Source organism: Dolichospermum sp. UHCC 0260 (genome assembly GCF_009711985.1).
Lineage (GTDB): Bacteria > Cyanobacteriota > Cyanobacteriia > Cyanobacteriales > Nostocaceae > Dolichospermum > Dolichospermum lemmermannii.
Map to the genome: position 1 here is coordinate 71,636 of NZ_VIKZ01000008.1, position 16,151 is coordinate 87,786.

At 39.4% G+C, this 16,151-nt stretch carries 15 protein-coding genes and 1 tRNA gene; 11 read left to right on the plus strand and 5 right to left on the minus strand.

Features of this window, described 5'->3' with window-relative positions:
- Nucleotides 1–82: 82 nt before the first annotated feature.
- Nucleotides 83–880 carry a hypothetical protein gene (locus tag FJR08_RS05275; RefSeq protein WP_148764042.1) on the minus strand — a complete coding sequence of 266 codons (798 nt, stop codon included), beginning with the start codon at nucleotides 878–880 and terminating at the stop codon, nucleotides 83–85.
- A gap of 124 nt (nucleotides 881–1,004) precedes the next feature.
- Between FJR08_RS05275 and cobU the strand changes: the two genes are divergently transcribed.
- Together cobU and FJR08_RS05285 are read left to right on the plus strand one after the other, a co-directional pair.
- Entirely contained in the window at nucleotides 1,005–1,592 is a 588-nt protein-coding gene (gene cobU, locus FJR08_RS05280; protein ID WP_168632456.1) for a bifunctional adenosylcobinamide kinase/adenosylcobinamide-phosphate guanylyltransferase, read from the plus strand.
- A 316-nt stretch (nucleotides 1,593–1,908) separates the two neighbouring features.
- On the plus strand, nucleotides 1,909–2,286 hold the full coding sequence (locus tag FJR08_RS05285) for a hypothetical protein (RefSeq protein ID WP_015080556.1): 378 nt from the start codon (nucleotides 1,909–1,911) through the stop codon (nucleotides 2,284–2,286).
- Between the two features lie 8 nt (nucleotides 2,287–2,294).
- Here FJR08_RS05285 and FJR08_RS05290 read toward each other — a convergent pair whose 3' ends face one another.
- Entirely contained in the window at nucleotides 2,295–5,348 is a 3,054-nt protein-coding gene (locus FJR08_RS05290; protein ID WP_168632423.1) for an Eco57I restriction-modification methylase domain-containing protein, read from the minus strand.
- 29 nt (nucleotides 5,349–5,377) lie between these two features.
- Entirely contained in the window at nucleotides 5,378–6,619 is a 1,242-nt protein-coding gene (locus FJR08_RS05295) for a lipid-A-disaccharide synthase (RefSeq protein ID WP_168632424.1), read from the minus strand.
- A gap of 258 nt (nucleotides 6,620–6,877) precedes the next feature.
- Here FJR08_RS05295 and FJR08_RS05300 point away from each other — a divergent pair, with 258 nt between their 5' ends.
- Nucleotides 6,878–7,024 carry a hypothetical protein gene (locus tag FJR08_RS05300; RefSeq protein ID WP_158310534.1) on the plus strand — a complete coding sequence of 49 codons (147 nt, stop codon included), beginning with the start codon at nucleotides 6,878–6,880 and terminating at the stop codon, nucleotides 7,022–7,024.
- 580 nt (nucleotides 7,025–7,604) lie between these two features.
- On the opposite strand, the gene FJR08_RS05305 is transcribed toward FJR08_RS05300, so the two are convergent.
- Nucleotides 7,605–7,677, minus strand: a tRNA-Ala gene (locus tag FJR08_RS05305).
- Nucleotides 7,678–7,871: 194 nt separating this feature from the next.
- Here FJR08_RS05305 and FJR08_RS05310 point away from each other — a divergent pair.
- The 3 genes from FJR08_RS05310 (at nucleotide 7,872) to FJR08_RS05320 (ending at nucleotide 11,045) form a co-directional block, all read left to right on the plus strand.
- On the plus strand, nucleotides 7,872–8,099 hold the full coding sequence (locus FJR08_RS05310) for a hypothetical protein (RefSeq protein WP_168632425.1): 228 nt from the start codon (nucleotides 7,872–7,874) through the stop codon (nucleotides 8,097–8,099).
- A 1,131-nt stretch (nucleotides 8,100–9,230) separates the two neighbouring features.
- Complete coding sequence (locus tag FJR08_RS05315; protein ID WP_168632426.1) at nucleotides 9,231–10,115, plus strand: phage antirepressor KilAC domain-containing protein; 885 nt, start codon at nucleotides 9,231–9,233, stop codon at nucleotides 10,113–10,115.
- A 615-nt stretch (nucleotides 10,116–10,730) separates the two neighbouring features.
- A complete protein-coding gene (locus FJR08_RS05320; RefSeq protein WP_168632427.1) occupies nucleotides 10,731–11,045 on the plus strand; it encodes a hypothetical protein in 315 nt (104 codons plus the stop codon).
- Between the two features lie 48 nt (nucleotides 11,046–11,093).
- On the opposite strand, the gene FJR08_RS05325 is transcribed toward FJR08_RS05320, so the two are convergent.
- On the minus strand, nucleotides 11,094–11,399 hold the full coding sequence (locus FJR08_RS05325; protein ID WP_168632428.1) for a hypothetical protein: 306 nt from the start codon (nucleotides 11,397–11,399) through the stop codon (nucleotides 11,094–11,096).
- Nucleotides 11,400–11,649: 250 nt separating this feature from the next.
- Between FJR08_RS05325 and FJR08_RS05330 the strand changes: the two genes are divergently transcribed.
- From FJR08_RS05330 to FJR08_RS05350, 5 genes are all read left to right on the plus strand, one after another.
- Nucleotides 11,650–13,149 (plus strand): phage portal protein, encoded by a 1,500-nt coding sequence (locus tag FJR08_RS05330; protein ID WP_168632429.1) that lies wholly within the window; start codon nucleotides 11,650–11,652, stop codon nucleotides 13,147–13,149.
- 23 nt (nucleotides 13,150–13,172) lie between these two features.
- On the plus strand, nucleotides 13,173–15,197 hold the full coding sequence (locus FJR08_RS05335; protein WP_168632430.1) for a phage major capsid protein: 2,025 nt from the start codon (nucleotides 13,173–13,175) through the stop codon (nucleotides 15,195–15,197).
- Between the two features lie 109 nt (nucleotides 15,198–15,306).
- The gene (locus tag FJR08_RS05340; RefSeq protein WP_168632431.1) at nucleotides 15,307–15,450 is read left to right on the plus strand and encodes a hypothetical protein; all 144 of its coding nucleotides are present in this window, start codon (nucleotides 15,307–15,309) and stop codon (nucleotides 15,448–15,450) included.
- Nucleotides 15,443–15,727, plus strand: coding sequence for a hypothetical protein (locus FJR08_RS05345; RefSeq protein ID WP_168632432.1), 285 nt, complete (start codon nucleotides 15,443–15,445; stop codon nucleotides 15,725–15,727). The genes FJR08_RS05340 and FJR08_RS05345 overlap by 8 nt, the downstream gene beginning before the upstream one ends.
- The gene (locus FJR08_RS05350; protein WP_168632433.1) at nucleotides 15,724–16,149 is read left to right on the plus strand and encodes a hypothetical protein; all 426 of its coding nucleotides are present in this window, start codon (nucleotides 15,724–15,726) and stop codon (nucleotides 16,147–16,149) included. The genes FJR08_RS05345 and FJR08_RS05350 overlap by 4 nt, the downstream gene beginning before the upstream one ends.
- The last annotated feature ends 2 nt before the right edge of the window (nucleotides 16,150–16,151 follow it).

Consider the following 16,151-nt stretch of genomic DNA (forward strand, 5'->3'; position numbering starts at 1 on the left):
GAACGTCTCTACGATTTTTTTCGGAGATGTCTACTGTATTTTGGATTCAGTGAGAAAATATTTCAATCTGCAAGTAATTGTTTTAATTTTGTTGAATATGACTATGTAACATCACCAAGGTTTCCGCTAATTGACTCAAGCGATTTTCTAGGTCTTGTTTGCGTCCTAAGAGTTGCCTTAATCTTTGGTGACGAGCGATCGCTATACTAACACTAGGAACTTGTTCAACTGGACAGGGACGAGACCAGACCTGACCGGCTTTATCTACTCCACATAGTCGGTAGTCAGTATGTAGTGGTTTATGAGATTCTTTTTCACCATTAGCACAAATTTCTTCTACATAGTCCATGAGACGCTCTACTTCTGCATGGCGTAATGCTGCTGTTCCTACTGTTTCTGGCTCTTGGGCATTGGATTCCAACCAGCCATTAATAATTGGACCTTCTAAGTAAATATCTTGAATATTTTGGACTATTCTTTGTAATTCTATTTGCCAACTAGCAACTTTTTCTTGGATTTCTTGGAGCATATTCATCGCCAGGGCTGGGTTAGCGCCGTGACGATGATTGCTGAATGATGGAGTTTTAAATTTAGGCAGAGTTGGCGTTTTTTCTCCATTGTCTTGGGCTGGAAAAGCTGGGACAGAATCATGGTGGGGAAATAAATTTGCCTCTGGAATTTTATGATTAACTGGATCTGCTTCTAAGTTATTATTGGTTTGGGCGGTAGTTGGGGAATTTTCTCTAGATTCCTGGGGACGGATACTAATGCGAAAGGAAAAGGAACGTTTGGTTTCATCACCTATTTCTGTGGTGACTTCATCATTGCGAGTTCCTAAATCATGTAATGTTGCCTCGATCCGTTTTAACCCTGGTTTCATAAGAATATCCTCAAATTTATGGTCTTGATCAAGAAAGAATTCAGGAGTACAAAAAGGTGGCGATTGTGGGGATACTTGATTTAACTCGTGTATTCTTTCTGTTTAAATATTATATGATCAAATGATGAGTAAAGTGATTTTGGTGACTGGTGCAGCCCGTTCTGGTAAAAGTGAATGGGCGGAAGATTTGGCGATAAATTCCGGCAAAACTGTAGTGTACATCGCCACGGCTACACAAAATCCAGATGATCAGGAATGGCTTGCACGGATTCAAAAACATCAACAACGTCGTCCTCAAGATTGGATAACTCTGTCTGTACCTGTGGAACTGACTGCTGCGTTGGCTCAATCTCAGCCTAATACTTGCCTGTTGGTTGATTCTTTGGGAACTTGGGTGGCTAATTTTCTCGAAGATGAAGATTTAGTTTGGGAAAATACTGTGAGGGAGTTCCTGGAAATTCTGCCGTTAGTTGCGGCTGAGGTGATATTTGTGGCAGAAGAAACTGGTTGGGGTGTAGTTCCAGCTTATCCTATGGGGCGCAAATTCCGCGATCGCTTGGGTGCATTAGTTCGACAGTTAGGGACAATTTGTGAACCTGTTTATTTGGTTACGGGTGGTCATGTTCTGAATTTGAGTTTATTAGGTGTACCGTTACCAGCAAAGAATAGGACATTAAATCTTCAGACATCTATTGACATTTCTTCACAATAGGTTCATTATATTAAATATATACGAGAGTTTTGTAGTTAGTTAATTTAAAGTCAATAAATATTTTGAGTAACTATAATGGTTCCGAATAGACTTGAATGGCTACAAAGAAAATAAACCTTTCTTTTTGAAAACTTGGTAGTTCTAGAGAAAATTTGCGTATTGAACTCGTTGACAGACAATCAAGAGCCTGAGAACATAATTCTAAGGCATATAGGATACCACCTTCACTAACTCAGTTGGTGATGTTGTACTAGATATTCACGACATCTCAGATGTCGGGGAATGTCCCGGTTAAAAGTATCAGTTAACCCATGCCATGTTTGACATATTGCCTTTTCGCGTTGAATTAGATACAGTTGCCATCGCTGGAGCTTGTTTATGGGCTTTAGCATTATATTTGAGTTTTTCCCAAGTTAGAGAATGGGTAACGACACAACTCAATCGCTGGTTCAATTTTGCTGAACAGTCCCTTTATACCAGTCAGTCAGAATTTGAAAAGACACGCAAAGCCAGAGAAGCGCAAAATTCCTTCTATGCTTCACTGTTTAGCATTTTCCCGTTTTTAATATTTGGTGGTTTATCTAACTGGATTTTAGATATCAGTTTAGGTAATAGTTGGGGAATTAGCATTGGGATACTTGCTTGTATGGGTGCTGGTGTGTATGAACTAGGACGCAGACAAGGGGAAGAGTAAATTTAAGTTTATGTACTTTGAATACTTTCAATCATAGTTATTTCTGCATCAGTTAATTCATAGAGTTCATAAACTAATTGATTAATTTGTCTATCAGTAGCTTGAATTTGTTGCTGAATCATTCTTTTGGCTGGGGGTGTGTTTGCTTGATTGAGTTGTTGATGAAGATCAAGCATTTGTTGTACTAAATTAACAATTAAATCATGTTTTTGCTTTTCTGAAATTTGAGAATTATCAATAATTTTAATAGGAAGATTGCGAATAAACCGAGATTCAAAACTATAGTAACCACCTCTCATTGATGTAGATGATTTTTTGAGATAAAATTCTAGGACTTGACTATTTAACAATCCTAAAATGTATTCCCATGAATAAATAGATTTAACTAAAATTCCATATCCTCCAGCGACACCACCCGTAAAAAATATCTCCCCTGTTTTATCCCATGTAAATGATGAACCAGTCGCAATATCAGGAGTAAATATTTTTGGTAAAGCCATGACATTTAAAGCTTGAAATCTACTATATCCATACCAATTTTCTCCTAACATTTTACTATTTTCTCTACTTTCTAAATAATCTTTATTATCTAGTAAATAATTCCGGGTTAAAGGATATTCTTTTTCAAAGGTATTCATAGAAATTAATTCCATTGAACCATTATTTTTAAGCATATAGGGAAAAATAATCAACTTATTAGTTTTAGACAAATAATATCTTTTACTATCACCACCTTTAATCAAAGGATGTAGTAAATTAGATTCTAACCAGTATGCTATTTGTTTTTCTTTTGAAAAAACCTGGATTAAATTATCTTCCCGTGATAATCCTTCGACGATATATATTTTATCAGCACTGGTTTTAATTCCTTGAAAAATCCTTTCTGTTACATCTTCTAGTCTAGATTTAATTTGTTGTAATTTTGCAAATAAATTAGCATCTTCTCCCAAAATAAAATTCCATGCTAACCCAGAAACTAACGAATGATTAATAATTCCTGTTTGACTATTATGATTATTTTTCCAATCTATTAAATCAGTAACTTTTTCCATTTCTAAATCAGATTGTTGTGATTTTCTCAAGAAAAGCAAACAAGTATAAGTTGAAACTTTTGGAAACACTTGTTGATCTCCAAAATGCACTATTTTATGAAGATATTTACCTTCAGCAATTAATTTTCTGATAGATTCCCCATATTGAGCATTAAAAAACTTATGGGGTAAAATAAAACCTAAATAGCCATCTTTTCTTAATAGCTCTAATCCCTTTTCCACAAAGACAACATAAATATCATAGTTTCCCTTACTAGCAGAAACATACTGTTGTTTATAAAATTCAACTTCTAAAGCAGCCCATTCTTTTAAAGCTTGGATTCTAATATAGGGAGGATTACCAATAACTACATCAAAACCACCTCGTTTCATAATAACAGAAAAAGCCGATTTCCAGTCAAAAATATTAACTCTATAAGCCGTATTTTCGTCTAAAAAATTTAATTGAGTATGTTGATAAAATTCTGCGTCTATCAAGGTATTACCACACTGAATATTATAATCTAAATCAGGTAAAGCCCTTTCCTTAAATAGCTGTAATTGTCTGGTAATTGTTTCTCCTGATTCTCCTTCTAATACCTTTAATAATAAAGATAGTTTAGTTGTTTCTACCGCTTGTTGATCAATATCAACACCATAAATATGAGTTAATAAAATTTGCTTTCTCTCACTTGCGGTTAAACGCCATTGATGATCTGAAATTTGATAGAATTTATTTTTGTATTTCTTGGGATTTTGTAAATATTGTTCTAAATACCAATCTAGGAGAAATTGATAGGCCACAATTAAAAAAGAACCCGAACCACAAGCAGGATCAAGAATTGTTATATCTTGGATTTTATCTGGTTTCTTATTTTCTAAAACCTTACCAATAGTTTGTTTAATAATATAATCAACAATATAACTAGGAGTATAATAAACACCTCCAGCTTTTCTTACTTCCGGTTTATCTTCAATAACTGCTTGACGACTTGCAGATATTTGAATGACTTTACCTAAAAATTGTTCATACACTTGTCCTAAAATTTCCACAGGAATCACAGAAAATTCATAAGGACTTTCTGGAGGATAGAGTTTTCTAATAATTAATGTTAAAATAGCATCATCTATAGTTAAATTCAAAGTAAAATCATCAGGATTTTCTCGTCTTTTTTCACCTTGAAAATGGAATAAACCCGAATTATAGCGATAATCTGCATTGATAAATAACCGCCCTAATTCTTGATAAAAATTTTCAAACTTTAATAAATTATATAACTGTTGATAAGGTTCAATTCCTCTATCTTCACAAATGCGTAAAAAGACAATTCTATTAATCGTCATTTGGACAGCAAAATTTAACTCTCTTTGTTCAATTTGGGGATTTCTCCAAACAATATTAGCAGCTAAATTTTCTCGCCAAATTTCAATTTCTTGGAGAAATTTTTGATCAACAGTAATCCCAGCTTTAACTTTAGTTTCCGCAAATCTTTCTAAAGAACCATTTAAGACAGATTCCTTAGAAAAAAGATCATAAATCTCTTGCCATTTTTCCACATATTTTGTATAATTAAAATGTTTGATTCTCGCTATCAATGGAGAATCATTTTTATTTGGCATAATTCGACAATCATAAACTGCAAATTCTTCAAAATCTGTTAAAATGCTTAAAGGTAATTTTGCAGACCAGCCATAACGTCTGACTTGAAAGGCTGCACTCATATTATTACCAACATTAACAGCGGGTTTTTTCGCTTCCACAAAAAACTTTCTGACTCCACCAACCCAAAAACTATAATCAGGTGCTTTGGCTTTGTTTGCGTCGCTAATTTTTAAAGAATCTTCATGAACAACGTCTTTATAAATATCAGAAATTTGTCGTTCATTATTAATATCCCACCCTAAAGCAGCAAAGAAAGGATTGATAAATTCAATTCTAGTTTGTGTTTCATTAATTCCCCCTGCACGATACAATTCTATCGAAGAGTGAAAATGTTCAACAAGTTTAATAATGGTATCAGGTGCTTTCATATTTGAAAAAATGTTAGTTTTATATAAATCTATAATAACTCTTTTTTGACCAAAATTGCCAACTTTTCCGCAGCCCCACCTTCACCCCTAACACTGCGTAACTTATCCCGAATAGCTGCTAATTTTTCGGGATTTTCTAACAAATCTAAAACCATTTTTCCCACAGTTTCGGGTTGCAATTTACCTACCAATTCTGGAACAATTTCTGCTTGCGCCCAAATATTCGGCCAAGCTAACAAACCCTTGTTTTTTATCATCCACCAATTAATTAATTTAGCAAAACTAGAACCTACTCCCGGTAAATTTGCTAATATTCCTGGTAAACCATCCCAAGAACGCATAGCATCTAATTGTTGAGTTGGTAATAGGACAATCATCGGGACAGCTAATGCACCTAATTCTGCGGTATTTGCACCAACTGTAGTCAAACAAATAGAACATTGAGATAATAAATGATAAGCGGGATTTTCTGATTTTAATGCTACTATTAAACCTGTAGAAGTCACCAAATTATCACCTATTAAATCAGCACCTTGAAAGTTAAAAGCTTTAGCCAATGGGTTATTTTCAGGTTTAGCAAAATCAGCTAAAGTTGATAAATCTAAAGTTGGTGCAACAGGAATAAAAAACTTTGTTTGGGGTAATTTACTGTGAATATATTCAGCAATAGCTAAAGTTAAAGGTACACCTTGGGTTAATTTTGCTGCTTTTGAACCTGGTAAAATGCCAATAATGTTAATTTGGGATTTGGGATTTTCAATTTTAGATGTTATTTCATTCTCTGCTGCTTCTAACATTAAATCACCAACAACAGTGAATTTATCTATATATTTAGGAGAAACATTTTTCGCAACTTGAACTTTCATAATTGCAAATTTATCTATAAAATTGTGCCAACGCGCTGACCATTCGGCGTAAACTACTGTTTTATATCCTAACTTCTTACCAATAATAACGGGAAAAAGTTGATCACCACCTAAAAATACCACTGCACCTTGATTTCTCCAATCCCAATTTTCTGCGGTTTTTCCCCATAGTAAAAATTGCCAAAAATCTGCTGCTGCTTGAACTCTATCAACCTCTGGGTAGCCCAACGCTATAGCAGTTTCTTTTCCACTAGCATGGGGACAAGGTGATAATATTACAGAAATTCTTACTTGAGAAATATCATGTCCTAATTGTTCTCTCAATGCTTTGACAACAGGACGTACCCAAGTTGTAACTTCTCCTGGTCCATTGGAAAGAATGAGAATATCTACCGATGAAGTCATTTAATTATTACCTGATAAGTTATAAAATTCGATTATACCGATATAATGAATGAAGAGAATAAAACAGAATCTAGAAGTGAGCATCTCAATTAAATCTAGTAACCGGGTATCTAAAGTTTTGTATCATAGTTAATTAAATTAATAACAAAATCAAATAACAATGTATCATGGTGGTTAGTAGTGTAAATGTTTAATGCTTTCCTTGCTGTTTTCAAAGGGTATCAGGTAAGCTACGCCCTGATTTACCAATAGCAGAATGTGGAAGCTTTAACGGGTAAACTTAGTTGGGTAATACTGATGTCTAAGGAAAAAAAAGGTAATAAAGAAACTAAAAAGCCTAAGAAAGATGCCAAGGACAAAAAAGAGAAAAAAGACCCAAACAGATATGATGGTTTAGGCAAGTAAGAAATAGCAAGCAAATTCCTGAGAATTTCTTGTAGGTATAAAGCGGTATGCACTTGAATGAGATACTAATTTTAATCACGGAGTCCCACAATATAAGGGTTTTACTCCTGACGGCTGACCGCTGAAAGCTAAAAGCTGCTATAACAAGGGTTTTGGCTTAACCGACAGAAGCCCCACGTCTGACCCGATAGGGCAGCGGGGGATGAATGGCGCGTGAATTGACGACGGTTTTCCGACCAACGCGACAGCAAGGAAGGAAAACATGGAGACAATTCACAAAATTTGTGTTATGAATTGAATATCTCGGCAAGGCGAGAGAATAGCGATAACCAAGCTAGATACATGATCATTTTTGTTGATTAACCTTGATTTTGCCTTTGGAACGAGGGGTCAGCCTATCGCCTTAACATCAGTCTTGTTGTTCTCGAAGAGCAAAAAGCTGTTAACTGGGTAGGAAGCCTATACTTACCCGCAAGGGAAGTGTAGGTAGTTCACGTTTATATGGCTAACTCCACGCTAATGAGTTAACCCTAAATAGACTTCAACTCTAACTACTAAACTTCAAAATATTATAATCTAATGGAGCTAAGCGGATTCGAACCGCTGACCCCCTCAATGCCATTGAGGTGCGCTACCAACTGCGCTATAACCCCGAAATTCCAATGCAGTAAGCTTTTCGGCTTATTGGTTAGTTCTTTTAGTCGTCTCTCTTGTGATTATATGTCAATCTATGTCAATTCAGTCAAGACAGTTATGTTAAGAAATATTAATTAGAGACCGCGCATACCAGACCTTTTTTGGTAGCCATTCAAAGCAGCGGCTTGGCTCACTCCATTTTGAAAATGAAGTGAAGAAAAGACAGGTTGGGACTGCTACAGGTGGTTCTTATAAGGCTGAGTCTAATCCTGCCTATAATTTAATAAAACCCCTTGACATCCATGTCCCCCTGGGTTATACTGTATTTATGGGAGGGAGAGGAAAGGTGCTAGACACCACCACACTACGACCCCAACGAGTTAATGAGCGTCCTCGAAAAACAAGTCGCCTCCGTCACTTACCCTTACACCACGTATAAGTAAAAAGGGCAACTCAAGGTAGCGAGCGGTTTAGAATTTAGATCCGACAACAAATCCGCAGATTTAGAATTACAGCGATAGAACAATCCGTAGAATTATGGTTTCAACGATAGACAACCAAACAAAAAGCCCCTAGCGAATTAAAAAGTAGCTCAGGGGCTTTTTGTTGTCTATATTTTTGCGACTTGACTAATGAACACAACTGCTGAAACTCTTGTATAACAACAAAACACTCACGAACACCTAGAAAATATAAATATTTTATACTTACAACCATAACTGCTGAAACCTTTGTATAGCAACAAAACACTTATAACCACCTAAGTGTGGGTTAATAATCTTTTATTTGGTCGTTCGGACAGGAAACGCCCGTAACCTTTGTATAGCAGGAAAAACACTTCGGACATCAAAGAGCTAGTAGACGATTAGGAACTGTTGCAGTGGCACAACAAAAAAACGGCTGAAGTCCTTACTACAACTGGTGTTAAAGCCGTTGCATTGATAGGTGAAGATTTAATAGCTGAGTGGCTGCCAGGTGTCAACCAAGATCCCGCAAGAACGGCTGGGGTACAAATAGTGTGAGGTCTTCCGGGTGTCAACCTTATTTTATAAGTGACTTATTACCCCAACTGCTGGAACCCTTATATAGCAACAAAACACTTATTACCACCGATAAATTATAAATATTTTATACTGTCAAGCAGAATCGCTGAAACCTGTATATAGCTGGAAAACACTTGCAAGCAGCTAAGTATATTAAATAAATAAGTATTAACTTCGTTCGTACCTGAACGCCTGAAACCTTTATATAGCAACAAAACGCTTCGTACCAGCCTGTTGCCCGAACTGTCAAGCAGAGCAAGACCTTTGAGGGTTTATCACTTCGCAGTGGTGCGGAGTACCACAGTGTTCGCACCCTAAAGAATACTTTCTGCGTGGCTAGACAATACCACCGGCGAAGTCAATGATTATTCGTGCTGCGAATATAGTAAAAAATACTTAAAAAAGCTTCCGCACTCTCTTTTAAGGTGTTACAATGATAGTATAAGCAGCATAAATGAGGGATGGTCTAAACACCCCCCACCCAATAGCTGCTTTTGTAAATAGAACCTCATACCAAAAAGATTCACATGACTACTTTAGCATCTTCCTCCCCCACTCCCTCCCCTCAAATTGAATTATCTGACTTAGTAACTGGTCCAGAAAACGAGCTGTTTATTGACTCAAGAATAGTAGCGGCTAAGTTAGAGGTTAACCATTCAGACTGGATGCAGAATGTTGTCAAGAAATACCAAACCCAGATAGAGCAAGAGTTTGGAGTTCTCCGTTTTCAAAACGGAGCTGTACTTAGCTACAAAGGAGTTGCTAATAACACACAGGTATTTGTCTACTTAACAGAAGACCAAGCTTTATTCCTCTTAACACTTTCCAGAAACTCACAAGCAGTTGTTCAATGCAAGGCTAACTTAGTTAAAACTTTCGCGCAAGCTAGACGGGACTTAGAAGGTAGGAACAAGCCACAAGAGACCATTAAACTGCCTGAAGACCTCCTGGAGTCTTTGAAGCTTTTAGTAGTTATAGAGACGGAAAGGAAGGCTCTAGCCGCTGCTAATGAACAGTTACAAGCTGCCACCGCTGAACTTCAAGCTGTCAACGCTGAACTAGCACCAAAAGCTGAAGCCGCTGATATCCTTCTAGAAGCAGGAAGCAACCTGACTTTTCAGGAAGCAGCGCAAGTTATGGGCATCCCTGGTATTGGTAGAAACAACTTATTCAAGGCTTTGGTAGAGTTAAAACTAATCATAAATACCAAACATCCATACCAACGTTTTGTGGAACAGGGAATCTTTGTAGTAAGAGAAGAGCAAACAAACTTTGGTGTTTTTCAACAGATTTTAATAACTCAAAAAGGTTTGCAGTACATCATTCCTTTGTTAAAGGAGCATGGCAAGAAGTCTTCAAAGATTAATGATAAGGTCGCCGACAGCTTCAGACTCACCCCAAAAGCTAGTTAGAAGATTAAAGCCAACCATACACAAAGAGCAACAAAGTTATGACTATCACAACAACAACAACAATCCGACTCCCACAAAAGCTCAAAAACGAATTAGAAGAAACTTGCAAGGAACTAAAGATAGGACAAAGCCCAGCCATCGTACTTGCTTTAATAAGCTGGATAGACGCTAACAAAGGTAGAGCCACGAAAGACTGATATTGAGCCAATAAACAAAGCCCCCGGAGATTCACTTTCCAGGGGCTTTGTTTTGCAAATAATTACTTGGTAGGGAACTCCTTTTTCAGAGCTGCTCTTGCCCGCTCCTGCCAGTTCTCCTCACTTTTTATATTCTCCAACAAGCTAGGCTCTACTCTCATTGAAAGCTTCGCGGTCTTTGGTTCGTCGTCACTTATAAACTTGCCTTTCTCATCTCGTACTCGCTCATCTGGCATGGGTTTGTTCTCTCAAACTATTTATATCTACAGTATACCATAAACCCATGTCCCCGTGGTATAACTTCTAGTTATTAATAGTTCAACAATATTCCACATTTACTAATCTAAAACCCCTTTACAGTCCATGTCCCCCTGGGATATAGTTAGTTCACAAGGACAACAACACCCCAGACAAACTTATGGCAACCGCTACTTCACTCATTCAGACCGCTACTGTTCTAAACACCTGCGCCACAGGAATTAACGAACTAGCTAGTTTGGTCGGTAGAGATGAGTTAACTGCTCTAGATTATATTCACAGAGTTGTATTCGAGTCAAGTGGTTGGGAGTTCAGCAGTTCCCACCAACTGAGAGAGCAGATGCTATCTGTCTACACAAGAATCTCACTTCTAGGACAAAAGCACCTGCCAATTAACGACTTAAAAGACCAACTCTACCAACTGATAACTGAGGCAACTGAGCTACTTAATCAAGCGTTTGAAGCCATAGTTTGAACAAACTGAATTAGCCACAACACAAACCCCGGAGCCTCCTCTGGGGTTTTATTTATCCAGTTTCCGCTGTATATCCTTAATAAGCTCTTTTGACTCCTGTAGCCTATCAAGAGCAACATCAACTTTGTTCAAGATGTTCTCGTGGGTAACAACGTGAACTCTATTAGCTTCTGTAAGGTCACAGTTAAGTCGAGATAAGCCTTGCGATACCTCTTTTAGAGAATCAGTGCCTTTTTCAACTCGGTCTACTAGCCCCGCAATTAGCTTTCCTACCCCTAGATACTTAGCTAAAAAAATAGCCCCACAAAAAGATAGTATGACTCCTACGCTGATACCACCAGATTGTAAGAGCACTTGTTCGAGTAACTGCTCCTGAAACTCTGGGGATACGTTTATTACTGACTTAACCGAGGGGTTACTTGTCGTCTCGATGCTTTTATCTATCATCATCAATATTTTTATCAATACTACTGTCTTAAATATATCTATTTTTTATTTATCGCGTAGCTTCCCTAAATATACTTACTATTTATTTGTTGTAAGCCTTCCGTATTATGGTGAAAACAACTATAATTAGATTATAGGCAGTTTATAGTTAATATCTATGGGACTTTGGTCAACCACTCGTGAGTTTGTAGCCACCTTCTTCGGCCAAAACAAGAAGGTTGGTAAGCGTTCGTATGCTGGCGCAGTTCACAGTAGGTTGACCGCAGACTGGTTTGCCTCTGGAACAAGTGCCGATAGTGAGATTCGAGGCAGCATAACAGCCCTGAGAAACCGTTCACGACAACTTTGCCGGGATAACGATTACGCCCGGAATGGTCTTAGAACCTTGGTCGTGAACGTTGTTGGGAGTGGAATACCATTCCAGTCTCAGGTAAAGCTCAAGGGCTCTGACAATCTTGATGAGGCTACAAACTCTCTTATCGAACAGACTTGGCAAGGTTGGGGTCATAAGAAATACTGTGACACTGCTGGGCGACTTTCTTGGGCACAAATTCAACAAGTTGCTCTGCGAACTGTAGCTGAGTCAGGGGAAGTTTTGATAAGGAAGGTTAGGCAGTCCTTTGGTGGCAGCAAGATACCTTTTGCCTTAGAGCTAATAGAACCAGACCTACTGGACGAGAACCACTCTGGCAACCACCTCGGAAATGAAATTCGTATGGGGGTAGAGATTGACCGTTGGAATCGTCCTGTAGCTTACTGGCTCAAGACTCGGCATCCTGGTGATTATCAATTCAACGGAGCTACCGAGGCTGCACGTCTTGAGAGAATACCAGCTGATGAGATTATTCACTTATTTATCACAGACCGTCCTGGACAAACTCGTGGTGTTCCTTGGTTACACAGTGGGGCTAGGAGACTTAACGACTTAGGTGCTTACGAACAAGCTGAAATTGTATCAGCTCGTGGTAGTGCCTCAATTATGGGTTTCCTAGAGTCAGCAGACCCTGACAGTATGGTTGATGACAACGAGAATGGTCAGTCTATCACTGAACTCAGCCCTGGTGCGATCGCTAAACTTGCACCTGGTGAAAAGTTTAACGGGTTTGCCCCATCAAGACCTACAACTGGTTTCGAGGGGTTTGTCAGACAGGCACTACGCGGCGTTGCTAGTGGATTAGGAATCAGCTACGAAAACCTATCATCTGATTACTCCCAAAGCAATTACAGCAGCAGCCGTCTCGCACTCTTATCTGAGCGAGACAACTACAAGGTTTGTCAGCAATGGTTAATTGAAGAACTACACCAGTCTGTATTTGAATCTTGGCTAGAACTGGCTGTGATGTCCGGTGCTCTTAACTTCAAGGACTACGAAATCAACCCCAATAAATACAGCAATGTTAAGTGGCAGCCACGCGGTTGGAGTTGGGTTGACCCACAGAAAGAAGTTAACTCAGCGGTTACTTCTATTAACAATGGACTCTCCACCATAACAGACGAGTTAGCCCGGCAAGGTTTGGATATAGAAACAGTTCTAAAAACCCGCAAAAGAGAGTTAGACCTAGCCAAATCATTAGACTTGGTGTTATTTTCTCCAGCACAAACTCCCACAGTAACAGTCGAAGAATTACTAGCAACTCAAGTGGGAGGCAACCAATAATGTTGACTTCTAAAAGAAAACTTATGAAACCAAAAGGTAAGGGTTTTATACCCACCAAACAAAAAAGAGAAGTTGTTATAGAAAGTGTTGAGACCATTGAGATTGTTGAACCAGCCGTCATTCCAGATGAGCAATTAGAAGTAGCTGAAGAGCCTTCTGATAATGGTGAACAAGCCCCAATAATTGGTAAGCACTCTGTAGACACAACCTCTGTTAATTATCGGTCTGTCTCCTTTGAAAGAGCGGTTGTTAACCAAAATGACCGGACTATAGAAATCCCTATTTCTAGTGAGTATGAGGTAGACCGAGGCTGGTATGAAGTTCTAGAACACACTCCAGAGGCTATTGATTTAACTAGGTTAAATAGCGGAGCAAATTTACTCTTTAATCATGACTCAGACGACTACATTGGAGTAGTCGTGACAAGTTATTTAAAAGGTAAACGTCTCTACGCCAAGCTGTATTTTGATGTCCACCAGAAAGCAGAACAAATCTGGCAATCAGTCGTAGCCGGCGTACTCAAAAATGTCTCCATTGGCTACCAGATTGAATCTGTTAGAGAGGAAACAAGTAAAGGCGTTAGTAGATACTACGCAACCCGCTGGTGTCCCCTTGAAGTAAGCATCGTCACAATACCAGCCGACCCCTCTGTTGGTGTTGGTAGAACCTTAATCGGAGACGCTCAACCTCTGACTCTTAGCACACCCCAACCATTAGAAGTAATAAAGGAAAATCCTATGACTACCGAGACTGTTGATATAAATGAAGTCCGCCAACAAGAGCGTGAGCGCATCACCTCTATTGAAGCTCTGTGTGCTAAACATAACCAAAGCCGCGAGTTTACAGCTAAGTTGGTTAATGAAGGCGCATCCATCGAACAAGCCCGTAGTGAAGTATTAAATATGTTATCCACAGAACAACAAACCCCAGTCCAAGCCCCTATTGAAGCTTTAGGTTTGAGCCGTAAAGAAGAAAAGGCTTACTCCATCCGCAAAGCTATCGTGGCTGCTCTCGACCGTGACTGGAGCAAAGCTGGTTTCGAGCGTGAATGCTCTAACGCTATTGCTGAGAAGCTTGACAGAGCAACAGGTGGATTCTTTGTTCCTGTCCGTGACCTACAAGTACCCATGCAACGGGCTACTTTAAACACTGGCACTCCAGGACAAGGTGGAAACTTAGTAGCTACAGAATTAAACTCCGGTCGTTTGATTGAGTTCTTACGCAACCGTTCTTTAATTCTACGAATGGGTGCTGAGATGTTGTCTGGGTTGGTAGGAAACTTAGACATCCCAACAGAAGACGGCATCAGCAACATCTACTGGGTAGCTGAAAACGCTGGCGTAACTCAGAGTGACCAGACCTTCGGTAAGGTAAGCTTCAGACCCAAGACACTAGGAGTTAAGTCCGCTTTCACGCGCCAGATGTTGCTACAAACCTCCGAGGACATCGAAGCACGGGTAAGACGTAATCTTAGCCAGTCCATCGCTACTGGTATTGACTTGGCAGCAATCAACGGCTCCGGTTCATCTGGGCAACCTACAGGTATCTTGAACACCAGCGGTGTGGCGACTGTGGCTTTAGGTACAAACGGGGCTGCTCCTACTTGGGCTTCTATCGTTGCTTTAGAAACCGCTATCGCTAACGGTAATGCTGACGTAGGTTCTCTCGGTTACTTAACCAACTCCAAGGTACGCGGCAAGCTGAAGACCACACTTCGCAACCCAGCAGGTACTGATTCTACTTGGGTTTGGGAAGACTCGGCTGGCTCTGACTTCTCAATGGGTAAGCTAAACGGCTACATGGCTGGTGTCTCCAACAACGTTCCCTCCAACCTAACCAAAGGCACTGGTACTGCTTTAAGCTCCATTATCTTCGGTAACTTCCAAGACCTGATGATTGGTGAGTGGGGCATTCTAGAATTGCTTCCTAACCCCTACGGTGCTGGTTATGACGCTGGTACTGTTGAAGTTCGTGCCTTGCAAACCATTGACATTCAGATTGCTAGAGCCGCCAGCTTCGCCAAGATCATTGATGCTATCACCGTGTAGTTGACCAGGGTGTAACTTTTGCTTACACCCTACCCCACTTATAGGAATGAGAAGAGAGATGAAAAAGTATCAAGTTATATCAGGTCGGCAGATAGTACATGGCGGGGTTATGTTCATAGAAGGACAAGTGGTTGAGTTAAGCGATGTAGTTGCTGCTGTTCACGCAGAAAACATTGAACTCTTACCTGAACCCAAAACTAAAGGTAAAGCTGCCGTGAAAGAAGAAGAAGAAGGGGAAGCCACTGATGCTTAATGAGGACTTATCTATTTTCTTTGATGAGACAGGTTTTGCAGAGTTAGCCACAATAGGCTCTGCCACCTACCCCTGCATCTTTGATGATAGTTATTCCTTGATGGGTATAGGAGCTGATGGCAGGCAGATTACAGCTTGCTTTAAAAGTTCTGACATCACCCTAGCCAACGTTAAGCACAAGACTTCTCTAACCATCAGAGGCAAGTCCTACACAGTTAAGAGTGTCCAGCCCACTGGTGATGGCAAACTCACAGACTTGGAGCTTATTGAAGTATGAAGCGTATAGACATTATGGAGGCACTGGGAAGTTTATTAGGAGCAATCACTGTTGCTAATGGCTCCAATACCGATTTAGGTCTAACCCTCCTCTACTGGCAAGATTACGCCACTGAGTATGAAGAAGATGCTCTTATCTACAGAGATGGGGATGAGGACGTTACAGAAGCAGGCAACAACCATGAGTACGTTCTACATACAGAAATAGAGGCTCATAGCTTCAGTGAAAACCCTGGTCTAAGAGCCAACAGATGCTTGCAGGACATCATTCTTGCCATTGGTAAAGATATTACCTTCTCTGGTTTAGCCTCAAAAATAAACCTACTAGGTTCTGAGACTGAGGTTGAGACAGATGGCAAGAGTGCCTGCAAGGTCCTAGTTAAGTTAGATATTCATTACCGCACACCTAGATTTAATCCTTAGAA

Excerpts from the sequence above, each read along its gene's own strand:
- FJR08_RS05345 (WP_168632432.1), top strand. The coding sequence starts at position 15,443 with ATGCTTAATGAGGACTTATCTATTTTCTTTGATGAGACAGGTTTTGCA.
- FJR08_RS05335 (WP_168632430.1), top strand. The coding sequence starts at position 13,173 with ATGAAACCAAAAGGTAAGGGTTTTATACCCACCAAACAAAAAAGAGAA.
- FJR08_RS05315 (WP_168632426.1), top strand. The coding sequence starts at position 9,231 with ATGACTACTTTAGCATCTTCCTCCCCCACTCCCTCCCCTCAAATTGAA.
- FJR08_RS05285 (WP_015080556.1), top strand. The coding sequence starts at position 1,909 with ATGTTTGACATATTGCCTTTTCGCGTTGAATTAGATACAGTTGCCATC.
- FJR08_RS05340 (WP_168632431.1), top strand. The coding sequence starts at position 15,307 with ATGTTCATAGAAGGACAAGTGGTTGAGTTAAGCGATGTAGTTGCTGCT.
- FJR08_RS05290 (WP_168632423.1), bottom strand. The coding sequence starts at position 5,348 with ATGAAAGCACCTGATACCATTATTAAACTTGTTGAACATTTTCACTCT.
- FJR08_RS05330 (WP_168632429.1), top strand. The coding sequence starts at position 11,650 with ATGGGACTTTGGTCAACCACTCGTGAGTTTGTAGCCACCTTCTTCGGC.
- FJR08_RS05275 (WP_148764042.1), bottom strand. The coding sequence starts at position 880 with ATGAAACCAGGGTTAAAACGGATCGAGGCAACATTACATGATTTAGGA.
- cobU (WP_168632456.1), top strand. The coding sequence starts at position 1,005 with ATGAGTAAAGTGATTTTGGTGACTGGTGCAGCCCGTTCTGGTAAAAGT.
- FJR08_RS05350 (WP_168632433.1), top strand. The coding sequence starts at position 15,724 with ATGAAGCGTATAGACATTATGGAGGCACTGGGAAGTTTATTAGGAGCA.
- FJR08_RS05295 (WP_168632424.1), bottom strand. The coding sequence starts at position 6,619 with ATGACTTCATCGGTAGATATTCTCATTCTTTCCAATGGACCAGGAGAA.
- FJR08_RS05320 (WP_168632427.1), top strand. The coding sequence starts at position 10,731 with ATGGCAACCGCTACTTCACTCATTCAGACCGCTACTGTTCTAAACACC.